24 protein-coding genes are annotated in these 21,097 nt (G+C 71.6%); 11 read left to right on the forward strand and 13 right to left on the reverse strand.

Going from position 1 to position 21,097, the window contains the following annotated elements; genetic code table 11:
- Positions 1-34: 34 nt before the first annotated feature.
- Entirely contained in the window at positions 35-475 is a 441-nt protein-coding gene (locus EDF24_RS17205) for a VOC family protein (protein ID WP_123704509.1), read from the forward strand.
- Between the two features lie 95 nt (positions 476-570).
- On the opposite strand, the gene EDF24_RS17210 is transcribed toward EDF24_RS17205, so the two are convergent.
- The 5 genes from EDF24_RS17210 to EDF24_RS17230 all read right to left on the reverse strand — a co-directional run bounded on the left by EDF24_RS17210 (position 571) and on the right by EDF24_RS17230 (position 4,725).
- On the reverse strand, positions 571-1,002 hold the full coding sequence (locus tag EDF24_RS17210) for a thioesterase family protein (RefSeq protein WP_123704511.1): 432 nt from the start codon (positions 1,000-1,002) through the stop codon (positions 571-573).
- Positions 1,003-1,022: 20 nt separating this feature from the next.
- Complete coding sequence (locus EDF24_RS17215) at positions 1,023-1,676, reverse strand: ABC transporter ATP-binding protein (protein ID WP_123704513.1); 654 nt, start codon at positions 1,674-1,676, stop codon at positions 1,023-1,025.
- A complete protein-coding gene (locus EDF24_RS17220; RefSeq protein ID WP_123704516.1) occupies positions 1,673-3,640 on the reverse strand; it encodes a hypothetical protein in 1,968 nt (655 codons plus the stop codon). Before EDF24_RS17220 ends, EDF24_RS17215 begins: the two co-directional genes overlap by 4 nt.
- Positions 3,641-3,697: 57 nt before the next feature.
- A complete protein-coding gene (locus EDF24_RS17225) occupies positions 3,698-4,087 on the reverse strand; it encodes a lactococcin 972 family bacteriocin (RefSeq protein ID WP_185021712.1) in 390 nt (129 codons plus the stop codon).
- A gap of 92 nt (positions 4,088-4,179) precedes the next feature.
- Positions 4,180-4,725 carry a QsdR family transcriptional regulator gene (locus tag EDF24_RS17230; RefSeq protein WP_260233489.1) on the reverse strand — a complete coding sequence of 182 codons (546 nt, stop codon included), beginning with the start codon at positions 4,723-4,725 and terminating at the stop codon, positions 4,180-4,182.
- 69 nt (positions 4,726-4,794) lie between these two features.
- Between EDF24_RS17230 and EDF24_RS17235 the strand changes: the two genes are divergently transcribed.
- Entirely contained in the window at positions 4,795-5,988 is a 1,194-nt protein-coding gene (locus EDF24_RS17235; protein ID WP_123653030.1) for an acyl-CoA dehydrogenase family protein, read from the forward strand.
- A gap of 77 nt (positions 5,989-6,065) precedes the next feature.
- Here the strand turns inward: EDF24_RS17235 and EDF24_RS17240 are convergent, their stop codons facing one another.
- The 3 genes from EDF24_RS17240 to EDF24_RS17250 are packed head-to-tail and all read right to left on the reverse strand — an operon-like array spanning position 6,066 to position 9,462.
- On the reverse strand, positions 6,066-8,129 hold the full coding sequence (locus EDF24_RS17240; protein WP_123704522.1) for an alpha/beta fold hydrolase: 2,064 nt from the start codon (positions 8,127-8,129) through the stop codon (positions 6,066-6,068).
- A 7-nt stretch (positions 8,130-8,136) separates the two neighbouring features.
- On the reverse strand, positions 8,137-9,009 hold the full coding sequence (locus tag EDF24_RS17245) for a patatin-like phospholipase family protein (RefSeq protein ID WP_123653032.1): 873 nt from the start codon (positions 9,007-9,009) through the stop codon (positions 8,137-8,139).
- Between the two features lie 36 nt (positions 9,010-9,045).
- Positions 9,046-9,462 (reverse strand): helix-turn-helix domain-containing protein, encoded by a 417-nt coding sequence (locus tag EDF24_RS17250; protein ID WP_123704524.1) that lies wholly within the window; start codon positions 9,460-9,462, stop codon positions 9,046-9,048.
- 70 nt (positions 9,463-9,532) lie between these two features.
- Between EDF24_RS17250 and EDF24_RS17255 the strand changes: the two genes are divergently transcribed.
- Positions 9,533-10,354, forward strand: coding sequence for a GAF domain-containing protein (locus EDF24_RS17255; protein WP_123704526.1), 822 nt, complete (start codon positions 9,533-9,535; stop codon positions 10,352-10,354).
- A 55-nt stretch (positions 10,355-10,409) separates the two neighbouring features.
- Positions 10,410-10,625 (forward strand): hypothetical protein, encoded by a 216-nt coding sequence (locus tag EDF24_RS17260; protein ID WP_123704528.1) that lies wholly within the window; start codon positions 10,410-10,412, stop codon positions 10,623-10,625.
- Between the two features lie 468 nt (positions 10,626-11,093).
- Here EDF24_RS17260 and EDF24_RS17265 read toward each other — a convergent pair whose 3' ends face one another.
- Both EDF24_RS17265 and EDF24_RS17270 read right to left on the reverse strand, forming a co-directional pair.
- Complete coding sequence (locus tag EDF24_RS17265; RefSeq protein ID WP_123704531.1) at positions 11,094-12,122, reverse strand: NADPH:quinone reductase; 1,029 nt, start codon at positions 12,120-12,122, stop codon at positions 11,094-11,096.
- A 65-nt stretch (positions 12,123-12,187) separates the two neighbouring features.
- Positions 12,188-12,553 (reverse strand): helix-turn-helix domain-containing protein, encoded by a 366-nt coding sequence (locus tag EDF24_RS17270; RefSeq protein ID WP_123704533.1) that lies wholly within the window; start codon positions 12,551-12,553, stop codon positions 12,188-12,190.
- Between the two features lie 112 nt (positions 12,554-12,665).
- Between EDF24_RS17270 and EDF24_RS17275 the strand changes: the two genes are divergently transcribed.
- A complete protein-coding gene (locus tag EDF24_RS17275) occupies positions 12,666-13,313 on the forward strand; it encodes an NAD(P)-dependent oxidoreductase (RefSeq protein ID WP_123704535.1) in 648 nt (215 codons plus the stop codon).
- A gap of 181 nt (positions 13,314-13,494) precedes the next feature.
- Here the strand turns inward: EDF24_RS17275 and EDF24_RS17280 are convergent, their stop codons facing one another.
- A complete protein-coding gene (locus EDF24_RS17280) occupies positions 13,495-14,820 on the reverse strand; it encodes an MFS transporter (protein ID WP_123653039.1) in 1,326 nt (441 codons plus the stop codon).
- Positions 14,821-14,957: 137 nt separating this feature from the next.
- Between EDF24_RS17280 and EDF24_RS17285 the strand changes: the two genes are divergently transcribed.
- Positions 14,958-15,815 carry a LysR substrate-binding domain-containing protein gene (locus EDF24_RS17285; RefSeq protein WP_123653040.1) on the forward strand — a complete coding sequence of 286 codons (858 nt, stop codon included), beginning with the start codon at positions 14,958-14,960 and terminating at the stop codon, positions 15,813-15,815.
- 277 nt (positions 15,816-16,092) lie between these two features.
- On the opposite strand, the gene EDF24_RS17290 is transcribed toward EDF24_RS17285, so the two are convergent.
- The gene (locus EDF24_RS17290; protein ID WP_123704537.1) at positions 16,093-17,262 is read right to left on the reverse strand and encodes a hypothetical protein; all 1,170 of its coding nucleotides are present in this window, start codon (positions 17,260-17,262) and stop codon (positions 16,093-16,095) included.
- Between the two features lie 114 nt (positions 17,263-17,376).
- On the opposite strand from EDF24_RS17290, the gene EDF24_RS17295 reads away from it, so the two are divergent.
- The gene (locus EDF24_RS17295; RefSeq protein WP_123704539.1) at positions 17,377-18,345 is read left to right on the forward strand and encodes an aldo/keto reductase; all 969 of its coding nucleotides are present in this window, start codon (positions 17,377-17,379) and stop codon (positions 18,343-18,345) included.
- 38 nt (positions 18,346-18,383) lie between these two features.
- On the opposite strand, the gene EDF24_RS17300 is transcribed toward EDF24_RS17295, so the two are convergent.
- Positions 18,384-19,031, reverse strand: coding sequence for an NADPH-dependent F420 reductase (locus EDF24_RS17300; protein WP_123704627.1), 648 nt, complete (start codon positions 19,029-19,031; stop codon positions 18,384-18,386).
- A gap of 13 nt (positions 19,032-19,044) precedes the next feature.
- On the opposite strand from EDF24_RS17300, the gene EDF24_RS17305 reads away from it, so the two are divergent.
- From EDF24_RS17305 to EDF24_RS17320, 4 genes are all read left to right on the forward strand, one after another.
- Complete coding sequence (locus EDF24_RS17305) at positions 19,045-19,395, forward strand: GNAT family N-acetyltransferase (protein ID WP_395868402.1); 351 nt, start codon at positions 19,045-19,047, stop codon at positions 19,393-19,395.
- A gap of 20 nt (positions 19,396-19,415) precedes the next feature.
- Positions 19,416-19,877 carry a VOC family protein gene (locus tag EDF24_RS17310; RefSeq protein ID WP_123704541.1) on the forward strand — a complete coding sequence of 154 codons (462 nt, stop codon included), beginning with the start codon at positions 19,416-19,418 and terminating at the stop codon, positions 19,875-19,877.
- A 73-nt stretch (positions 19,878-19,950) separates the two neighbouring features.
- Positions 19,951-20,451: a MarR family winged helix-turn-helix transcriptional regulator gene (locus EDF24_RS17315; RefSeq protein WP_185021713.1), complete on the forward strand. Its 501-nt coding sequence runs from the start codon at positions 19,951-19,953 to the stop codon at positions 20,449-20,451.
- The gene (locus tag EDF24_RS17320) at positions 20,448-21,047 is read left to right on the forward strand and encodes a metallophosphoesterase (RefSeq protein WP_123704543.1); all 600 of its coding nucleotides are present in this window, start codon (positions 20,448-20,450) and stop codon (positions 21,045-21,047) included. Before EDF24_RS17315 ends, EDF24_RS17320 begins: the two co-directional genes overlap by 4 nt.
- The last annotated feature ends 50 nt before the right edge of the window (positions 21,048-21,097 follow it).

Genomic DNA, 21,097 nt, shown 5'->3' on the forward strand with positions numbered 1-21,097 from the left:
TCCGGCGTCCGTCCGACCACGGAGGAACACCACCATGACCGAACCGATCGCACGCCCGACCGCACTCGCCCACGTGCGGGTCACCGTGACCGACATCGCCCGGAGCAAGGCGTTCTACCAGCAGCTGCTCGGCGCCGATCCGGTGATCGACTTCAGCGACCAGGTGGACGAGCCGGGCATCCGTGACGACCGCGAGCGCTTCTACGGCGGCTGCGTGTTCCAGCTCGGCGACCAGGTGTTCGGCCTGCGGCCGGTCGCTCCCGCCGGGCAGCGGTTCGACCCGGACACCGTCGGGCTCGACCACGTCAGCTTCGTCGTCGGCTCCGTCGACGAGCTGCACGAGGCCGCCGCCCGACTCGATGCCGCCGGGGTCGAGCACGGCGAGGTCACGGAGCTCGGCCAGGCCGGCATGACGATCCTGTCCGTGCAGGACCCCGACGACATCAACCTCGAGTTCGCGGCGCTGAGCAGCTAGGCGCGCCCCCGGGGCACGCTTCGCGCCCCGCCACGGACATCGCGCCCCACCACACCGGGGTGCGATGTCCGTGTGGGGGCGCGACGTCGCAGGGGTCAGGCGTCGACGGCGACCATCGTGCCCTCGACGAGGGTGCGGAGGTCCGTCGGCAGGGGGATCGGGCGGCGGGCGCCCTCGCGGTCGATGATGACGTGTGCGAACTCGCCCGTCGCGAGCAGGGCGCCGTCGGACTGCCGGAACAGGCCGAACTCCCACGAGAGGCTCGTGTTCCCGAGGTGCTTCGACCGCATCCCGACGTCGATGACGTCGGGCCACACAGCGGACTCGACGAACCGGCAGCTCGACGACACCAGCACGGCGATCCACTCGGACGAGAACGGGTCGAGGCCGGCCTGCTCCCGGAACCAGTACGTCGCGGCGTTGTCCATCGCGCTGTAGTAGATCGTGTTGTTCACGTGCCCGAACATGTCGTTGTCGTTCCATCGGGTGGGGTAGGTGCGGCGGAACGGGTACTCGTCGATGGTCATCGGTCTCCGATCGGTTTCCCTCATCCTCTCGGAGAAAGGTCGAGCCCTTCGTCAGCCCACGCCATCACGGCCGGGTCGTGTGTGGCCACGACGATCGCAGCGCCGGCATCTCGGAGTTCCGAAAGCCGTGTGAGGACGTCCGCGCCGGTGGTGACGTCGAGTGCAGCGGTGGGCTCGTCCGCGAACACGACCGGCGGCCGACGAATGAAGAGCCGTGCGAGTGCGAGTCGCTGACGTTCACCGCCGCTCAGCGTGTGCGTCCGTGCTCCCTCGGGCAGGTCGAGTCCGACGGACGACAGTGCGGCACGCCGGAGAAGCGCTCGATCCGGTCGCTTCGTCGACGACCCGATGAACGCGACATCGAGGTTCCGCCGGACTGACCAGTTGTCCTCCAGTGCACCGTTCTGGAACAGATGACCGATCGTCGATCGGTACAACGCCGAGCGCTGTCTCCCGCGGTCGTTCGTCACATCGTGACCGCCGATCTCGATCGTGCCGGTGTCGAGCGGCGACAGGAGCCCGAGGCAGCGCAGGAGCGTCGACTTCCCGCTCCCGCTCGGCCCGGTGATCGCGAGCGAGCTGCCGTCGTGCACGACGAACGTGACATCGGACCACAGCGGTGTCCCTCCGTGCGACTTGCTGATCGACGTCGCTCGGATGAGTTCGTTGCTCATCGGAGTTCCTCCTCGTGAAGCCGCCGGACGATCGTGACCGACACGAACAGGATGTCGATCGCCGCACTCGCGAACACCGCGGGCGCGCTTGCCTGTGGCCCGGTGACGATGAGCGCCACGGTCGATGCGGTGATGACCGTCGCCGGGAGTGCGAGGGCCGGGGCCGAGGCGACGGAGAGCCGGCGGCCGTGGAGAAGCCCGATCATCGTGCGGCGACTCCGGATCATCCTGACCGCGCGACCGGTGAGCGCAGCGGACCACAGCAGCACGAGGAGGACCACGACGAGCGCCGCGACCGCGTGCCGGAGTCCGCGGTCGATCACGGCGGATCGGTAGGTCACGAAGTCCCGCAGCGGCTCGATCGTGGCGACCATGCGGGTCAGCCCGTGCGCCGCCACGTCCGAACGAAGCGCTGCTTCGTCGGTGAACACGATCTCACCGGTCGTCATGTTCGCAGTCAGGTAGTTCTCCGACATGGAGACCGTCGCAGCCGGCAGGACGGCGATGACGGGGGACTCGAGCGTGCTGGTGGCGGCGATGTCGTCCGTCGCGTAGTCGAACACCCTGCCGTCATCGACGTGGACTTCGTCGATGTCGATCCTGGTGGGGACGGCTCCGGGATCGGTCGAGTTCTCGCGTTGGAACACCAGGAAGTCCCGCCACGCTCGACGCTCGGCACCCGTCAGCCGGACGCCCTCCGGGACGAGCAGGGTGAGCGCCTCGGGTTCGAGCTGATCGGGCGTCACCCGGCTGCCCCCGGGGGAACGGACGGGCTGCTCGCGCAGGTACTGCGCGTTCACGATGAGCACGTTGCCGGCGTCCGGATCGTGGCTCCTCAGATCCGGCGAGATCGGATGGTCGGCGAGGATCGCGGATCCCGCGGCGTCGAGCCGCTCGTACACGCCGGCGAGGTCGACCTCTGCCGCATCCAACTCGGTCAACGACGACTCGAACGTCATCCGGACGTCGTCGAGCGATGTGCGCCACGTGCCGCGCTCCGACGAGTCGTGTCGCGCGAGCTCGACGCTGCTCCACGCGGTGGCCGCAGCCCCGGACGCCAGCGCGAGGGCGACGACGTTGCCGACCATCGCGATGGTGAGCAGGGTGCGCCACGGACGCCCGCCGGCGATGCTCCGCACGATGGAGCCAGCGGGGATCACCGCCGTGGCGAGCGTCACGAACGCCATGAACACCGAGGACGCGACGATGCCGATACCCGCGGCGAAGACGAACGTCCCGAGTCGAGCCCCACCGTTGACGATCGTGAGCACCGTGGCAGCGACGCCGATGCCGACGAAACCGCAGGCGACGGCGCGTGCGGCGATCGCCGCGGCGTCGAGGTTCGCCGATCGCAGGACGCCACGGCCGTGCGCGGCAGCGATCGCAACGGCGTTGCGGCGGGACGCCTGCCACCCCGCGACACCGATGGCCACCGAGATCACGAGACACCCCGCGAGCGGGATCGCGGGTACCTCGCTGACGACCCAGAGTGAGACGAAGAAGGGAGACAGCGGGTTGACCGTGACCGCGACACCTGCGTCGCTCAACGATGATGCGAACGCCCGGGCGGACGCGCTGCCGGCATCGGTGGCGTACATCCCGTTGATCCGGTTGTCCGGCAGGTCCGCGAGCGGCCGGAAGCTGGTGACGAGCGTCGGGTCGAACCCCGCGACATCGTGGTCGAGGGAGCCGAATCCGCGCGCGGCTCCGCGGTTCGTGACGTACTCCGAGCGCCTGACACCGGTGCCGGAGTCCGTTCGCAATTCCTTCACGACGGTCATGTCGTGCTCGGTGGCGGCGTCGTGCACGAGTCGCTGGAAGGCGCCGTCGTTCGAGGCGTCGGCGTTCCAGACGGTGATGACGTCGGTGGAACCGGCGGGGGCGAGGTCGTCGATGACGGCCGTGACGAGGAACGCGAGCCCGATGACGAGCGCGACGCTCCCCGCGATGAGTGTCCGGAGCATGTCGATGCAGTGGCCTCCCGGATCGTCAGCCGATCCGGGAGGCGCGTCCTGATCGGCCTACTTGACGAACCGGTAGTAGGCGTTGTTGCCCGCGAAGGTCTTCGTGATGGATGACTTCGCCGTCGCACCCCCGAGGGTGTCCCTGCTCCGCGAGACCTGTCCCCGACCGTTCTGGACCGATGATCCGTGCTTCCGCGAGGCGTGGTAGAAGTTCGAGAACGCGGTGTTGTTCGGGCCGTTCGTTCCGTACGTCCACGATCCGCCGCCTTCCGGTGAGACGGAGTAGTTCGGCGTGATGGTGCCGACAGACGGGATGGCCATCCCGTGTTCCTCGAGCACTGTGTTCGTGGTCGTCGTCGTGCCCGGAGTCGCGTTTGCGGCGGTCGGCACCGCGAGCGCACCCGCTGCGACGAGAGCGGCTGCAGCTGTGATGATGCGAATGTGCATGGTTCCCCCATCAGTTGGCGTCATCGCTGACGCGGACGGACCCCCTGGTCCGTCATGGGAAACGTAGCAGATTGAATGTATCCGCTGGTACTTCAGATGCGCAGGAGGTACTCGAACGCGGCTCGGGCCCGGACGGGGTCGGGGGTCTCGCCGGAGATCAGGTCGGCGTACGTGAAGGACTCGGAGATCCGGACGAGCAGCCGGGCGAGCTCCTCGGCGGACAATGGCGCCGGGTCGAACTCGCCGGACATCTGCTCGGCCTCGACCATGGTGCTCACCACGCTGACGAGCCGGCTCTGCACGTCACTCGACGAGGTGGTGAGGAGCCGCAGTGCCCGGGCGGGCTCCCGCGTCAGGAACGCGCGGAAGTACGGCGCCACGATGAGGTCCGCGGTGAACCGGTCGAGCACGTCGACGATGCGTGCGGCTCCGACGGATCCTGCGGCGTCGGCAGCTCGGGCGGCGCCGTCGAGCGTCGGCACCGCCAGGGACCAGAGGATCTCGGAGAGCAGCCGGTCACGGTTCCCCACCCACCGGAACAAGGACGTGCGGTCCACGCCGAGCGATGCGGCCAACGCGCCCATGTCGATCCGTTCGCCGGCGATGAAGGTGTGGCGGGCCTCCTGGAAGGCGCGCACAGCGGAATCCGACGTCCTCATCGCGTTCCTCCCTTGCAACGTTTCCGAGAATGATGCATCGTGGTTCCCATGTCAACGTCGACGCCCACGACCACCCTGCTCGAATCCGACTTCTACGGGTTCGCGCTGCAGCTCTCCGACCAGGAGCGTGCGTCGATCGGGCGACTCCGGGAGTACCTCGAGCGCGAGGTCGCGCCCATCGCCGACGACTACTGGGCTCGTGCGGAGTTCCCGATGCAGGTCATCGCGCCGCTCGCGGAGCTCGGCATGTACGGGCCGGGTGTCCCGCTCGTGCGGCAGTTCGAGAACTCCGCCGTGTACCGCGGGTGGGCGGCGCTCGAGCTCGGCCGGGTCGACGCCAGCGTCGCCACCTTCATCGGCGTGCAGTCCGGCCTCGCGATGAACTCGATCGCGGTCGCCGGCAGCGAGGAACAACAGCGCGAGTGGCTGCCCCGCATGGCAGCGGGCGAGCTCATCGGCGCGTTCGGCCTCACCGAGCCGTACTCCGGCAGCGACTCCGCGAAGGGCCTCCGGACCACGGCGCGCCGTGAGGGGGACGAGTGGGTCCTCGACGGCGAGAAGCGCTGGATCGGCAACGCCACGTTCGCCGACGTCGTGGTGATCTGGGCGAAGGACGTCGCCGACGGGCAGGTCAAGGGCTTCCTCGTCACGACCGACACCCCGGGCTTCACCGCCACGAAGATCGAGGACAAGATCGCGCTCCGCGGCGTGCAGAACGCCGACATCGTGATGACGGACGTGCGCGTCCCCGAGTCCCGCCGGCTCCAGCGGGCGAACTCGTTCCGCGCGACCGCCGAGGTCCTCCGCCTGACCCGCACCGAGGTGGCCTGGCAGGCCATCGGCATCGCGGTCGGCGCCTACGAGGCCGCACTGTCCTACGCCAGGGAGCGGATCCAGTTCGGCAAGCCGATCGCCGCGCACCAGCTCGTGCAGGACCTCCTCGTGAAGTCGCTCGCGAACATCACCGCGTCGATCGCCCTCTGCACGCAGGCGTCGGCGATGCAGGACGCCGGCGCCGGAGGGGACGAGCACTCCGCGCTGGCGAAGGCGTTCGCGACGGCGAAGATGCGTGAGACCGTCGCCTGGTGCCGTGAGGTGCAGGGCGGCAACGGCATCGTGCTCGACAAGGGCGTTGCCCGGTTCTTCGCGGACGCCGAGGCGATCTACTCCTACGAGGGCACCCGCGAGGTGAACACCCTCATCGTCGGCCGCGCCATCACGGGCCAGGCTGCCTTCGTGTAGTCGGCAGCCCGACCCGGAACGACGGTGTCGACGTCGTCCGACAGCGGTGCTGTCGTTCGGGGTCGGGCCAGCCGCCCTCAGCCGAGCAATGTCGGACGCTCCCAGTCGTCGCCGAGGACGTGCTGCCCGAGGAACGCGAACACCGTCTGGTACCAGACCACCGCGTGCTGCGGCTTCAGCACCCAGTGGTTCTCGTCCGGGAAGTACAGGAACCGGTGCGGCATCGAGCCGTCCGCCGCCGCATGGTGCTCCGCCAGATCCGACCAGAGCCGGAGTCCTTCACCGATGGGCACTCGGTAGTCCTTGTCGCCGTGGATGACGAGCATCGGGGAGACGATGTCCGCCACGAAGCGGTGCGGGTCGTTCTCGTGCATGCCGTCGGCGTCGAAGATCGAGGACCAGTACTCTGGCGCGTCCGTGGTGCCGTTGAACTGCTCGAGCGCCCACAGCGAGGCGTGGGTGACGACGGCCCGGAACCGGTCGGTGTGCCCGGCGACCCAGTTCGCCATGTACCCGCCGAACGAGCCGCCCATCGCGCCCGTCCGGGTCTCGTCGATGTCGTCCCGCGCGACGACGGCGTCGGTGATCGCCATGAGATCGGTGTACGGCGCCTGCCCCCACGCGTTCCACCCGCGGTTCACGAAGTCGAGCCCGTAGCCGGTGGAGAGGGCCGGATCGGGCAGCAGGACCGCGTACCCCTTCGCCGCCGCGAGCATCGGGTTCCACCGCCACGACCACTGGTTCCAGGAGTTCAGCGGCCCGCCGTGGATCCAGAGCAGGAACGGGTGCGGCCCGTCGCCCTCCGGCAGCACGAGCCACCCGCGGATGCGCGCGCCGTCGGCCGCGACCGTCTCGACTTCTTCCAGGTGGGCGGGCACCTCCGGCAGGGGCGCCGGCGTCGCGAGCGGGGTCACCGTGCCGTCCGTCGCGATCCGGACGGGGTGCAGCGGCGCCGCCCAGGAGGCTCGGAGCGCCACGACCACGCCCGTCGCCGCCGACACACGGAGGCTCGAGTACGCCCAGTCGTCGTCCGTCAGCTGCTCGACGGCTGCGCCGTCGAGGGGGATCCGGAAGACCGGCGCGCGGCCGTCCTGGTCGGCGGTCGCGAGGACCGCGGTGTCGTCCGCCGCGAACACGAGTTCGCTCGGCCAGCGGTCCCAGTCGGTGGCGATGCGGTGCGCATCCGAGCCGTCGATCGACGCCGTCCAGACTTCTTGCTGGTGCGCGCCCGCTGGGGTCGAGCGAACCGTCCGGACCCAGGCGAGCGTGCGGCCGTCGTGGCTGAGGGCCGGCATCTCGTGGTCGACGCCGTCGTCGTCGAAGAGCACCGTCCGCGCACCGGTCGCGACGTCGACGGTCACGATGGCGGAACGCTGGCCCCGGCTCTCCTTGACCCCGACCTGCAGCACGAGCGTGGCGCCGTCCGGGGTGAGCGCGCCGTCGACGTGGTCGAGGGTCCGCCCCGGCGCCGGCGTGAGGTCGGTCGGCGCGGGCAGGTGCGCGGGGTAGGAGTCGTCGTCGGTCTTCGGCGCTGCCCCGGTCGGGTCGGACAGCGCCGTGAGGTCGATGCCGAGCACGTGGGTCTGGTCGGGGCCGAGGTCGTGGTCCCAGAACCGCACGGGGGAGCTCTCGTGCAGGATCGCCTGCACCTTCTTGTCCTTGCGCTGTTTCCGGAGCTCGGCATCGCGCGCGATCGCCCCGTCGGGATCGCCGGCGGACGCCGCGGGCAGGAGGTCGGCGGTGACGGCGACCACGTCAGCAGCGCTGGCCGTCGCGAGGACGCCACCCGTGCCTCCAGACAGGCGGGTGACGGGACGTGCCTCACCACCAGCGGCAGGCAGGATCCAGAGCTGCGGGGCGTCGCTGTCGGCGGCGTCCGCGTCGGGGCGACCCGAGACGAACAGCAGGTCGCCCTGCCGGGTGAAGGCGATGCCGGACTCGCCCTTCGCCGAGCGGGTGAGCCGCACCGGCTCGCCGTCGCCGGTCGCCGGGACGGACCAGACGGCGCGCCGGTACCCGGTGGCGTCCGGATCCAGCGTGCTGACCGTCAGGGCGACACGACCACCGTCCGGGCTCAGCGCGATCCCGTCCACACGGGGGAGGGCGATGTACTGGTCGAGGTCCGAGAACGGGGTCGTCATGCCTCCACTATGCCCAGAAGTCCACGATCTGGGAGGCGATTGCCGAGGCCTGTGCAGAACCTGCCTCGGCTGACGGGCGCTGTGTGGAGAGCGAGAGCGAGTTCGTGCCGAAGGCCTGCTGCGACGCGCTGTCGGCGACGACGACCTCGACCGAGGAACCGCCTGCGCGGAGGGACTCGACGGCCTGGTCGAGCCACGGCCCGAGCGGCGACGGCGCCTCGGGACCGCAGGCGATGACGAGCACCCGCTCGTACCCGGCAGCGACGTCGGAGTTCGTCCCGGAGCGGACGCCGCCGTCGATGTACGGGCGGCCCTCGACGGTGACCGGCGACCAGACGAGGGGGACGGAGCAGCTCGCCGCGACCGCACGGGGGAGCGGGATGCCGTCCGCCGCGGTGAGCACGCGGAAGGAGCCGTCGGTGGCGTCGACCGTCGTGATCGCCAGCGGCGCTGCCGGCCACTCGGTGGACGGCAGGGTCTCGGTGAACGTCGCCACGCGCTCGTCGTCGGTCTGCCCGGTGGTCACGGCCTGCGCTGCGTGGCCGAGGCGGGCGCGGCCGTCCTGCTCGGAGGTCATGCCGACGAGTGCCTGGCCGAACCGCTCCTGCATCGCCTCGGCGTCGATGACGGCAGGTTCCTCGTAGGTCGTCGCGAGCGGGGAGATCTGCTGCTCGTAGGCCTCCCGCACGCCACCGTGCCGGACGAAGGTCCCGACGACGCTGCCGGCGCTCGTGCCGATCACGAGGTCCGCGGCGCCGAGGTCGACGCCCGCTTCCTCGAGAGTGGCGAGGACCCCCAGCTCCCAGGCGATGCCGGCGACCCCGCCGCCTCCGAGGACGATCGCTCGGGTTCCGGCGGCGGGCGTGGCGAGTTGGGTCATGCACCATGCTTACCAGCCCGGTCGGGCGTGCTGTGCTCAGCCGGCAGCGGGGCGGGGTGTCGGTGCCGACGCCATCGCTCCGAGGGCGTGGAGCTTCCGGCCGAGCTCGAACCGGCGTTCGTCCCGGACGTGGACCAGGTAGTCGGCGTGGACGAGTGCGTGCAGGAGCCGGTACGCGGTCGGGAGGGGGAAGCCCAGGGCCTCGGAGACCTCCTTGGCGGTGGCGCTGCCGCGCTCGGCGACGACCTCGAGGATGGCCAGCGTCTTCGCGACGGTGTGCACGCTCGAGTCGCGTGGTGTCTTCGTCGGCGCGGATGGTGATGCGGTGGGGGCGGCGAGCCGTGTCGCGGCGGGCGTCGCAGCCCGTGTCGCGGTGTTCGTCGAGGTGGTCGTCGCGCCGCGCATCGCGCGGGGTGTCGCGGCGGGGTGGAGCGGATCGTCACTGATGCGCATTGGACGATGGTCCTCCCATCGCACCCGTTGTGGCAATGGCGTCGTCGGTGGTCGGCCGTAGCGTCGGGGTGTGATCGAGGGGAACGAGCGGGGACGCCGCACGCACTACCGGGACATCGCGCTGCCCGTCGTGGCCGCCGCGGTGCCCACGGCCGCGTTCCAGGTGCCCAACATCGTCGGAGCACCCACCGCCCGGGTCGCCCTCATCGTCGCCGCGCTCGTGGTGTTCGTCGTCGTCGTGGTGTGGCAGGTGGCCCGGGCCCGACGCAACGCCACGGTGCGCGCTGCCGCCGAGGAAGCCGGGGCCACCGCGCTCGCCGCGAACGAGGTCGCGGTGCAGTACGGCTTCGGCCAGATCGCCACGCGGCTCACCCGGTTCGCGGCGCACGAGCCCGCCGTCCGACGGACCGAACTCGGGGCGTTCGCCGACCGGGCCGCCGCGGCGCTGGCCTTCTACCTGCTGCCGCACGTCCCCGACGTCCGGGCGAACGTCTACCTGCTCTCGAAGCGGCTCGACGCGCTCGAGCCGATCGGGCACGGGGGAGCGGGTGACACGGCCGGGACCTTCCGCGCGGGCACGCCGTACGGCGACCGGAACCTCGAGTGGGTGCTGGACGGCGGAGCGCCGCGCGTGGTCGGCGACCGGGAGTCCGACGTCGACGCTGTGGACGACGCGCCGGACTTCGACCCGCGGTACCGGTCCTACGTCGCGGTCGTCATCCGGGGAGAGGGCTACTCGTTCGGCATGCTCACGGTGGACTGCCCGACGCCGGGGGCGTTCACGGACCTCGACGTCCGGAACGTCGGTGTCGTCGCGCAGTACGTCGCCGTGGCGTGCACGCTGACGTTCCCGGCACGGCGCCGGAGCGTGAGCGAGCCGGCGGCCGTGTGAGCGTCGGTGCGCCGCGTTCGTGACGGCTGTCGGACGCCGGTCGTACGCTGACGGCATGACGAGCGTGCACCCGACGACGCCGCTGTTCGGCCGGGCTCCCATCCGTGTGGTGGAGCGTCGCGCGCCTGCGGGCGGTGGGGGCTTCGCGACGGGTGCCGTGGACGTTTCCGACGCCTCGGACGCCGACTACGAGGACCCGCGCGTCATCGCGGCGAACCTCGAGCGGGCGCTCCGTGCAGCCCGCGCGCGGCTCACGCGCCGCGCGCGCTGAGGCGGGCCGCTCCCGCGGCGCCGCCGCGCCGGCGGCGCCGCCGCGCCGGCGGCGCCGCCGCGCTCGCGGCGCCGGTGCGCCGCCATGCCGCTGTGCCGCGGGCCGCCGCGCCGCTGCGCCGCTGTGCCGCGGGCCGGTGCGCCGCAGCGCCGCCGTAGCGCTGCGCCGCTGCGGCGGCGCCGCAGGCCGGCCGGTTGGTCCGGCCGGTGGCGTCCGCCGGGGCTGCGAATCGCGCCCCGGTACGAACATCGCGCCTCGGTGTGACGGGGCGCGACATCTGCAGCGGAGCGCAACCGGCGACCGCGACGCCGCACAACCGAAAGCACACCGAACCACCGATTTCCGTGGTTCGGCGCGACTTTGGTTGTGCGGAACCAAGCGGCACCGCCGCCCCGCGCCCGCGCAGCCGCCTGGCCGCGCCGCCCGCGCCGCCCCCTACGCCGCCGCCAGCGCGCGCCGCGCCGCCCCCTACGCCGCCTGCACGTCGATCAGCACCTTGCCCACGGCGTCCCCCTCGACCGCGTCGTGCGCCGCCGCCGTGTCCGCCAGGTCGAACCGGGTGAGCGGCAGCCCCGCGTCCACCCCCACGGGCAGCACCCCGTCGTGCAGTGCCTCGGTGATGTCCTCGGCCGCGGCGGCGAGGGCCTCGTCCCCGATCGTGTAGAGCAGCAGGAACTGGTACCGCGCGTTCACGCTCATGTTCGGCCGGATCGGCAGCGATGCCGAGTCGCCCCCGTTGTTCGCGTAGATCGACACGACGCCGTGGTTCGCGAGCACCTCGGCGACGAGGTCGGCGTTCTGCGGGATGGACACCTCGACGACGATGTCGACGCCGTCCGGGGCGATGGACCGGATCGCCGCGGCGGTGTCCCCGGCGCGGTAGTTCACGGTGTGGTGGGCGCCGGCGGCGGTGGCCAGCGCGGCCTTCTCGTCGGAGCTGATCGTGGAGATCACCGTCGCACCGGCCCACCGCGCGAGCTGGATCGCAGCGTGGCCGACGGCACCGGCACCACCGGCGACGAGGACCGTCATCCCGTCGAGTGCGCCGGGTCCGAGGCGCGCCGGGCCCTCCTCGTGCGTGGTCAGCGCCCGGTGCGCGGTCATCGCGGGGACGCCGAGCGAGGCGCCGACGTCGAACGAGATCCCGTCGGGCAGCGGGACGACGCGGGACGCCGGGACGACGGTGCACTCCTGCGCGGTCCCGGTGGGACGCTGCGCCGCGGACATGAACAGCCACACGCGGTCCCCGACGGCGAACTCGTCGACGCCGGGCCCGACGGCGTCGACCACGCCGGCGCCGTCCTGGTTCGGGGTGATCTCCGGGAACGGCAGGCCGTCGCCGTAGGTGCCGCCGGCGCGGGCCTTCCAGTCGGTGGGGTTCACGCCGGACACGACGACGCGGACGCGGACCTCACCGGTGCCGGGTTCCTGCACGTCGCGGTCGACGAGGGAGAGGACGGACGAGTCACCGGGCTGGGAGTAGACGATCGATCGCATGCGCCCCACGCAACCACGCGCACCCCGGAGCCGGGTCAGCGAGCCGCGCGGACCCCGGAGCCGGGTCAGCGTGCCGCGTCGTACTCCTGGCGTGACACGGCGACCGCGTCCATGTGCGAGGTGGCCCAGTCCTCGAGCGGCTCCAGCACGCGGCGGAGCGACCGGCCGGCGTCGGTGAGCTCGTACTCGACGTGCGGCGGGATCTCGGGGAACACCGTGCGCGTGACGAGGCCGTCGCGTTCCAGCGCCCGGAGCGTCTGCGTGAGCATCTTCTGGGAGACACCCTGCACTGCGGCCGCGATCGCGGAGTACCGATGGGGACCGGATGCCAGGGTGCCGATCGTCAGGACGCTCCACCGCTCGCCGATGCGGTCGAGGAGCTGTCGGGACGGGCAGTCCGCGGCGTAGGGGCTGTACTCGAGCGCAGTCATGGGTCCTCCGGGAGCCGAGAGTCACGCACCGCGAGGTGCCTACTTACCGAGAGAGAGTAACGCCCTTAAGGTGAGTCAAGCAAGCACGCACCACCACGAGAGGAACACACACATGTCCACCATCGTCGTCTTCGGAGGCACCGGGTACGCCGGCTCCGCCATCACCCGCGAAGCCCTGTCCCGTGGCCACCAGGTCGTCGCCGTCGCCCGCGACACCTCGAAGCTCGAGGCCGCCGAGGGTCTGACGCCCGCACAGGGTGACGCGTTCGACGCCGACTTCGTCGCCGAGGTCACGAAGGGCGCCGACGTCATCGTCGTCGCGCTGCACGCGGTCCAGGCCGACGGCAGCGAGCTCAAGGACCGGTTCCAGCCGTTCGTCGACGCCGCCGCGGCGGCCGGTGCACGCCTCGGCATCGTCGGTGGCGCCGGTTCGCTGCTCGTCGCCGAGGGCGGTCCGCACCTGTTCGACACGGCCGAGTTCCCGGACGCGTTCAAGGGAGAGGCGAAGAGCCACGCGCAGATCCTCGAGGCGCTCCGCACCGCCGACACCGAGGTCGACTGGTTCTACGTCAGCCCCGCAGCCGCCTTCGGCAGCTACAACCCCGGCGAGCGTCGCGGCACGTACCGCACCACCGACGAGGTCCTGCTCACCGACGCCGACGGCAACTCGGACATCTCCGGCGATGACTTCGCGATCGCGTTCGTCGACGAGATCGAGACGCCGGCGCACCACCGCGCGCGTTTCGGCGTCGCGTACTGACGCACCTCGCACAACCGAAAGCACCCCGAACCGCGGACTCCCGTGGTTCGGGGTGCTTTCCGTTGTGCGGGACCACGCCGCGCCGCAGGGTGCGAGCGATCACCGGGAGCGACCCACAGGATGGTCGCGACCACGGCCGGACGGGAGGCTCGGTGCGGGCCCGCACCGAGCCTCCCGTCCGTCAGCGGTGACCGACGATCGCCGGGAGCGGCATGTGGTGCCGCATCCGGACCGCCAGGTGGAAGCCGCCTCGGCGGGCGAGGACCAGGCCGATGACGGCCGCCGCCGCGGCCGGCACGCCGCCGGCGACCATCATCCCGACGTGCGCGCCGAAGTGGTCGACGACCTGGCCCATGAGCGGCCCGCCGATGGCCTGTCCGCCGAGCAGCACCAGGATGTAGAGCGACATCACGCGGCCGCGGATCGCCGTGTTCGAGGACAGCTGCACGAGCGAGTTGGACGCCGTCTGGAACAGCAGCTGCGACATCCCGACCGCGACGAGCATCACGGTGAACGGGGCGATCACCGGGATCGAGCCGGAGATCACGAGCAGGATCCCGGTCCAGAACACCCCGCCGACGATCGTCCGCAGCCGGACCACCGCCCGTCGGGTCGACAGCAGGGCGCCGACGAGGGCACCGACCGCGACCGCGGAGTTGAACAGGCCGTAGCCGCCTGCGCCGACGTCGTACACCTGCGAGGCGAACGCGGAGAGCAGCACCGGCATCGTCAGCGCGAAGACCGAGAAGAACGCCACGAGGATGACCGGCACGATGATGGTCGGCTTCCCGACGGCGTAGCGGAGCCCCTCGACGAGCTGCCCCTTGCCGCGTGGGGTCGCGGGTGTCCGGTGGAGCTCCGAGACCTTCAGGAACCCGAGCGTCACGACCACCGCGGCGCAGGCGATCGCATTCACCCCGAACGACCACCCCGCCCCGACGGCGACGAGCAGCGCACCGGAGAGTGCCGGGCCGATCATCCCGCCGAGCTGGAACACCGACGAGTTCACGCTGATCGCGTTCCGCAGGTGCTCGTGGCCGACGATCTCGGTGACGAACACCTGGCGTGCCGGGTTGTCGATGACGGTGACCATGCCGACCACGAAGGCGATCGCCCAGATGTGCCACGCCTGGACCACCCCCGACAGCGTCAGCACCGCGAGGAGCGCGGAGAGCAGCGCGAAGGCGCCCTGCGTGATCATCATCAGTGCACGCTTGGAGAACCGGTCGACGATCACGCCGCCGAACAGCCCGAAGAAGAGCATCGGCGCGAACTGGCACGCGACGGTGATGCCGACCTGCGCGACCGAGCCGGTGAGCTGCAGGACGAGCCAGTCCTGCGCGATGCGCTGCATCCAGCCGGCCGTCATCGCGACGAGGTTCGTCGCCGTGAACAGGCGGAAGTTCGGGACCGACAGTGCGATGAGCGTGTGTCGCCACGGCGGTCTGGTGGCCTGGATCGGGAGCGGTTCGGTGGGCGGGTAGAGGGTCGTCGATGACGCGCTCACGGTGGGGTTCTCCGGCGGTCGAGGGCGGAATCGGTACCCCATCGAAACTACTTGGCGCGGAGCCATTCGATACCCCTATGGTGGCTATCAGTCCATTGCGATCCCGAATGGGCCCGGACGACGGTCGAAGGAGACCCGTGCTCGATCCCGTGCTGCTCCAGACCTTCCTCGCCGTCGCCGAGACGCAGAGCTTCACACAGGCCGGGGCCCGCCTCGGCATCAGCCAGCCGACGGTGTCCCAGCACGTCAGGCGCCTCGAGACCGCGGTGTCCCGGACCCTCGTCGCGCGGGACACCCGCGGCGTCTCCCTGACGGACAACGGCGACGCGATGGCCGGGTTCGCGCGGACGATCCTCGCGGCGCACGCCACCGCCGACGCCTACTTCTCCGGATCGGCCACGCGCGGCCGGCTCCGGTTCGGCGCGGCCGACGACCTCGCGATCACCCAGCTGCCGCGGATCCTCCGGGACTTCCGGCGGCTGCACCCGCAGGTCAACCTCGAGCTGACGGTCAACCAGTCGTCACCGCTCCTGCGCCGGGTGCACGCGGGGCAGCTCGACCTCGTGTTCATCAAGCAGACGGCGGGGGAGTCCGCCGAGGGCACCCGCGTGGCGACGGACCAGATGGTGTGGATGGCCCAGGACGGCATCGCGGTGGAGCGTGACGAACCGGTGCCGCTCATCGCGTACCAGGCGCCGAGCATCAGCCGGCAGATGGCGATCGACGCGCTCGAGGCCGCCGGCCGCACCTGGCGCATCACCTGCAACACGCGTGACGTGAACGGGGTGCTCGCGGCGGTCCGTGCGGGCATCGGCGTCGCGGTGTTCCCGCACTCGCTGATCCCGGCCGACCTGGTGAAGGTGTCGCAGCGGCTGGGGCTGCCGGACCTGCCGGCCGTCGACTACGTGCTCATCGCGAACCCGACGGTGCAGCGGGAACCGATCGACGCCCTGACGAACGCGATCCTGTCCCGCGGGGTCGTCCGCGCGGTCTGAGCCGCGCGGCCGCGCGGTCGGGCGTGGCCGGGCGTGCGGTCTCCGCAGCATCGAGTGCGCAGTAGTCGCGCCGGAATCCCGCTTCGGGAGCAACGTCTGCGCACTCGACAGGCCGTGGCCGTGGCCGATGCCGGCGCCGTGGCCGTCGCCGTCGGCCCCGCAGTCGAGTGCGCAGCAGTCGCGCACGAATCCGGCTTCGGCAGCAACGTCTGCGCACTCAACCGGCGGGCCGAGGCCCGGCCGGGGGCCGGCGAGGCGGGGCCCGGCCCGCAGCGCGTCAGGGCGCGAGCGTGGGGACGACGCCGGCGCCGGTGAGGTCGGGGAGCGTCACGCCGGCCATCGGCAGCGCCGCACTCGCGACGGCCCAGAGCAGCACCAGCGTGCCGACCGTGCCGAGCACCGCCCCGAGGAGCGCGACCAGCCGCTGCCACGTCGCCGCGCGGTTCCGCAGCGTCGCGAACGAGCACACGAGCGCGATCACGCCGAGTGCGAGTCCGACGGCATGCACGGTTCCGGGAGCGGTGAACCACCACGCCGCGAGACCCAGCGTCGCGAGTGCCGCGACCGCGCCGAGCACGCCTCCCGGGGTGGCCCCGAGCGCGCGCCGTGCGGGAGCAGACGGTGCGGGAGCAGCGGTCTGGGCCCACGCCGCCGGTCCCGGACCGACGCGCCAGCGGCGGGCCGGCCGTGCCGGTGGGGAGAGGCTGGGGTCGGCCTCGGCAGGAGCGGTCGCGTCCGCCTCGGGCTGCGTCGGGAGCGCCCGGGTCGCGGTGGTGGGCGGTGCGGCGAGCACCGCGTCGAAGGACGGCGCCGGAGCAGGAGCAGGCGTGGGCGGCACCAGACCCTGCTGGTGCGCGAACCGGGCGGGCGTCCGGTAGCCGACGGGTCCGGTCGGCTCGGGTTCGGTGCCCTCGACGACGACGTGCTCGAGGCCGGGGACCGAGAACCGCGGCTGTCCGGCGCGGGGGACCACGGGGCCGGACGGCGCGGGGACGGGAGCGGGTGCCGACGCGGCCGCTGCGACGAGTGCCGGGGCGTCGACGGGGGAGACCGGTGCGGGAGCCGAGGCGCCGGTGACCCGGTCGAACGGGGTCGTGTGCACGACGGGCGACATCGGGGCCGGTGGGAGGAGTGCCTCGGTCGGCGGGTAGTCGGGGACCACGGCGTCCGGGTCGAGTGCGTGCTGCGCGGCCGGACCGGGAGCGCTGCCCGGAGTCGGGACGCTGCCGGGCGTGACCCGGGGTGCCCTGGACTCGATCGTCTCCGGGCCGGGAGCGGACGGGACGGGCGTGGGGCGAGCCTCCAGGCCGGTGCCGGACGTGTCGACCGAGCCGACCGCGCCGTCGACCGAGCCGGCCGCGCCGTCGACCGGGCCGACCGCGCCGTCGACGAAGGGGGCCGTGACCCACGCCGGAACGGGCCGACGGGGTCGATCGGAATCGTGCATGCGATGCGACGCCACGTGCGCTGCTCCCTCCGTGTACTGATCCATCGTCAGTTGTAACGGCAACGCGTCGACCGGATGCAGCCCCAGTTCCGGGGTGATCGGTACGGTCGACGCATGGCAGTCATCGAACACCGTCCACTCGGCCCCTCCGGGCTCGTCGTCTCCACCGTCGGCCTCGGCTGCAACAACTTCGGCCGGGTCGGCACGGCGACCGAGACGCAGGAGGGCACCGACGCCGTCGTGCACGCCGCACTCGACGCCGGCGTCACCCTCCTCGACACCGCCGACATCTACGGCGGGACCCCCGGCCAGTCCGAGTCGATGCTCGGGAAGGCGATCGCCGGTCGTCGTGACGAGGTCGTCCTCGCGACGAAGTTCGGCATGGACATGCACGGCGTCAACGGGCCGGACTGGGACGTCCGCGGCTCCCGCCGGTACGTGCGGCTCGCCGTGGAGTCGTCGCTGCAGCGCCTCGGGACGGACTGGATCGACCTGTACCAGATGCACCGCCCGGACCCGGTGACGCCGATCGAGGAGACCCTGTCGGTCCTCGACGACCTGGTCCGCGAGGGCAAGATCCGCTACATCGGGCACTCGAACTTCGCCGGGTGGCAGGTCGCCGAGGCCGAGCTGACCGCGTCGATCGCCGGCACCACGGCGTTCGTGTCGGCGCAGAACGAGTACAGCCCGCTGTCCCGCGGGGTCGAGGCCGAGGTGCTGCCGGCGGTCCGTGCGTACGCGCTCGGGTTCCTGCCGTTCTTCCCGCTCTACAACGGCCTCCTCAGCGGCAAGTACACGCGCGAGGGCGGCCCGGCTGACGGGCGTCTGTCGAAGCTCAAGCCGGAGCTGCTCGAGAGCGCTCCGTGGGACGCGCTCGAGGAGTACCAGCGGTTCTGCGACGAGCGCGACGTCACGATGCTGCAGGCGACGTTCGCCTGGCTCCTGGCGCAGCCGGGGCTGACGAGCGTGATCGCCGGGGCGACGAAGCCCGAGCAGATCGTGCAGAACGTCGAGGCCGGCACCACGTGGGTGCCGAGCGAGGACGACCTCGCCGAGATGACGGTCATCTTCGACGAGGCCTGAGCGCGACCGGGCGTGCCCTCGCACGCCCGGCGCTCGGCTCACATGTCGCGGTAGCGCTTCGCGTCCGCCACGGCGAGCTCGAGGTCGAGCGCCGCGTACGGCTTGACGTAGCCGGGGGTGTCTCGCTGGATGCGCCATCCCTCGGCGAGCGGGCCGATGTCGACCGCGTCGAAGCCGAACTCGTCGAGGAGGTCCGCGACGGTCCGCTTCGCGTCGGCGGCGTCGCCCGCCACGATGAGTGCACGGCGTCCCTCGGTGCCGCGCGGGGAGCCCGCCGTGGTGAGGTCCGCCGCCGCGATGTGGTTGAACGCCTTGACCACCTTCGCACCGGGCAGGTGGTCCTGCAGCAGCTCCGCGGTGGTCGTCGTCTCGTCGTCGAGCGCGGCGATGTGGCCGTCGCGCTGCGGGTAGTAGTTGTTCGTGTCGATGACGACCTTGCCGACGAGCGGCTCGACGGGGATCGTCTCGATCGCGGCGAGCGGCGTGGTGACCACGACCAGGTCACCCGCTGCGGCGGCCTCGTCACGGGTGACGGCACGTGCGTGCTCGCCGAGCTCGGACACGAGGTCCTGCAGGGTCTCCGGACCGCGGGAGTTCGCGATCGCCACGTCGTAGCCGTTCCGGACGGCGAGCCGTGCGAGCTGCGATCCGATGTTGCCTGCGCCGATGATGCCGATCGTCGTGATGTCCTCAGTTGTCATGGTCACCACACAACGCCGTGCCGCTTGGTGCATTCCGAGGCATGATGGCGACATGGCACACGAGTTCCGCGACGAGGCCGACCAGAGCCGGTACGCGATGTACGTCGACGGTGAACTCGTGAGCGTGCTCGACTACCGCGAGAACGTCGATGCCGTCGCGTTCCCGCACACGTACACCGTGCCGAAGCACCGCGGGCACGGCTACGCCGCGGAACTCGTCGCGTACGCCGTCGGCGACGTCGAGGCGAAGAACGACAAGCGCATCGTCCCGATGTGCTGGTTCGTCGGCACCTGGTTCGACGAACACCCCGAGAAGGCACCACTGCTCAGCCGCAACGTCGCGGACTGAGAAACCGAGGAGGCACCACCGTGCGACAGATCGTCCCCTTCATCTGGTTCGACGGGCAGGCCGAGGAAGCCGCCACCTTCTACACCTCCGTCATCCCCGACTCGTCCGTGCAGAACGTGCAGCGGCTGCCCGACGGCACCACGATGGTCGTCGAGTTCGTCCTCGGCGGGAAGCCCTACCGCGCGATGAACGCCGGCCCCGGCCACCCGCACTCGGATGCGATCTCGTTCCAGATCGACGTCGACGACCAGGACGAGCTGGACCGGATCTGGGACGCGTTCCTCGACGCGGGTGGCACACCGTCGATGTGCGGGTGGCTCACCGACGCGTGGGGGGTGTCGTGGCAGGTCACCCCGGCGAACTGGGGCGAGCTGATGAGCGCCGGCGGCGACCCGGAGGGCCGGGCGCGGGCCTTCGACGCGATGATGCGCATGGTGAAGCTCGACATCCCCGCGCTGGAAGCCGCGATCCGCGGGGAGTAGCCGGTCCGGCGACCCCGCCGGTATGGTGACCGGCAGATCAACACCGCCGTCGACCCGTGGGGGAGCGGCAGAAATGGCTGGAGGCACGATGGACCACCCGAGGTCCGACGTCCGCAACGCTGACATCGGACGCGCCTACACCGAGCTCTCACGCATCACCCGCCGCGCGAGCATCCGCGCCCGCGGAACCGAGTCCGTGCTCAGCGTCGTCGACCAGTCCCTCGTCGACTTCATCGTCCAGCACGAGGGCTGCATGGCGATCGACATCGCCCGGTACCTCCGCCTGAACCGTTCGACGATCTCCCGGCAGCTGTCCGGGCTCCTCGCGGCGGGGCTCATCCGCACGACCGACGGCGGCACCGGCAACGCCAAGCCGCTCGCGGCGACGGAAGCCGGGTGCGCCGCGCTCGAACGGTCCGTGCAGCTGCACCGTGACGCGCTCGACGAGCGGATCGCGAGCTGGTCGGACGACGACATCGCACTGCTCGCGGGGCTGCTCGAACGGCTCGGCGCCTCGGACGAGGCCGGACTCCCGATGCCGAACGGCGCGAACCGCCAGCCCGGGTCCGAGTGACCACGTCGCTCGTCCTGCTCTCGGACACGCACCTGCCGAGGCGCGCGAAGGACCTGCCGGCAGCGCTCTGGGCCGACATCGACGCCGCGGACCTCGTGGTGCACGCGGGGGACTGGGTGGACCTGGCGACGCTCGACGCGATCGAGGCCAGGAGCGCGGCGTTCGTCGGCGTCCGGGGGAACAACGACGGCCCGGAGTTCGACGACCGCCTGCCCCTCGTCGCCCGCTTCGAGGTCGAGGGGCTGCGCTTCGCGCTCGTGCACGAGACCGGTGCCGCGACCGGTCGCGAGCGGCGGGCGGCGGCGGAGTACCCGGACGTCGACGTGCTCGTGTTCGGGCACTCGCACATCCCGTGGGACACGACGGCCCCGGGTGGGCTGCGACTGCTCAACCCGGGGTCGCCGACGGACCGACGGCGTCAGCCCGACTGCACCTGGATGCGCTGCACGGTGTCCGACGGAGCACTCGACGTCGCGCTGGTCCGGCTGGCCCCGGGAACGGCGGCGCCGACCACCGAGCCGTCACCGGGAAGCGCGGAGCCGACCGCCGCGGAGCCGACCACCGAGCCGCCGACGACCGCGCCCCCGAGCTCGTAGGGCATCCGGAAGAACGCCAGCTCCCACCGCGTGGAGTCCCGGAACGCCCG

Origin of the sequence: Curtobacterium sp. PhB130 (assembly GCF_003755165.1) — a bacterium.
GTDB lineage: Bacteria > Actinomycetota > Actinomycetes > Actinomycetales > Microbacteriaceae > Curtobacterium.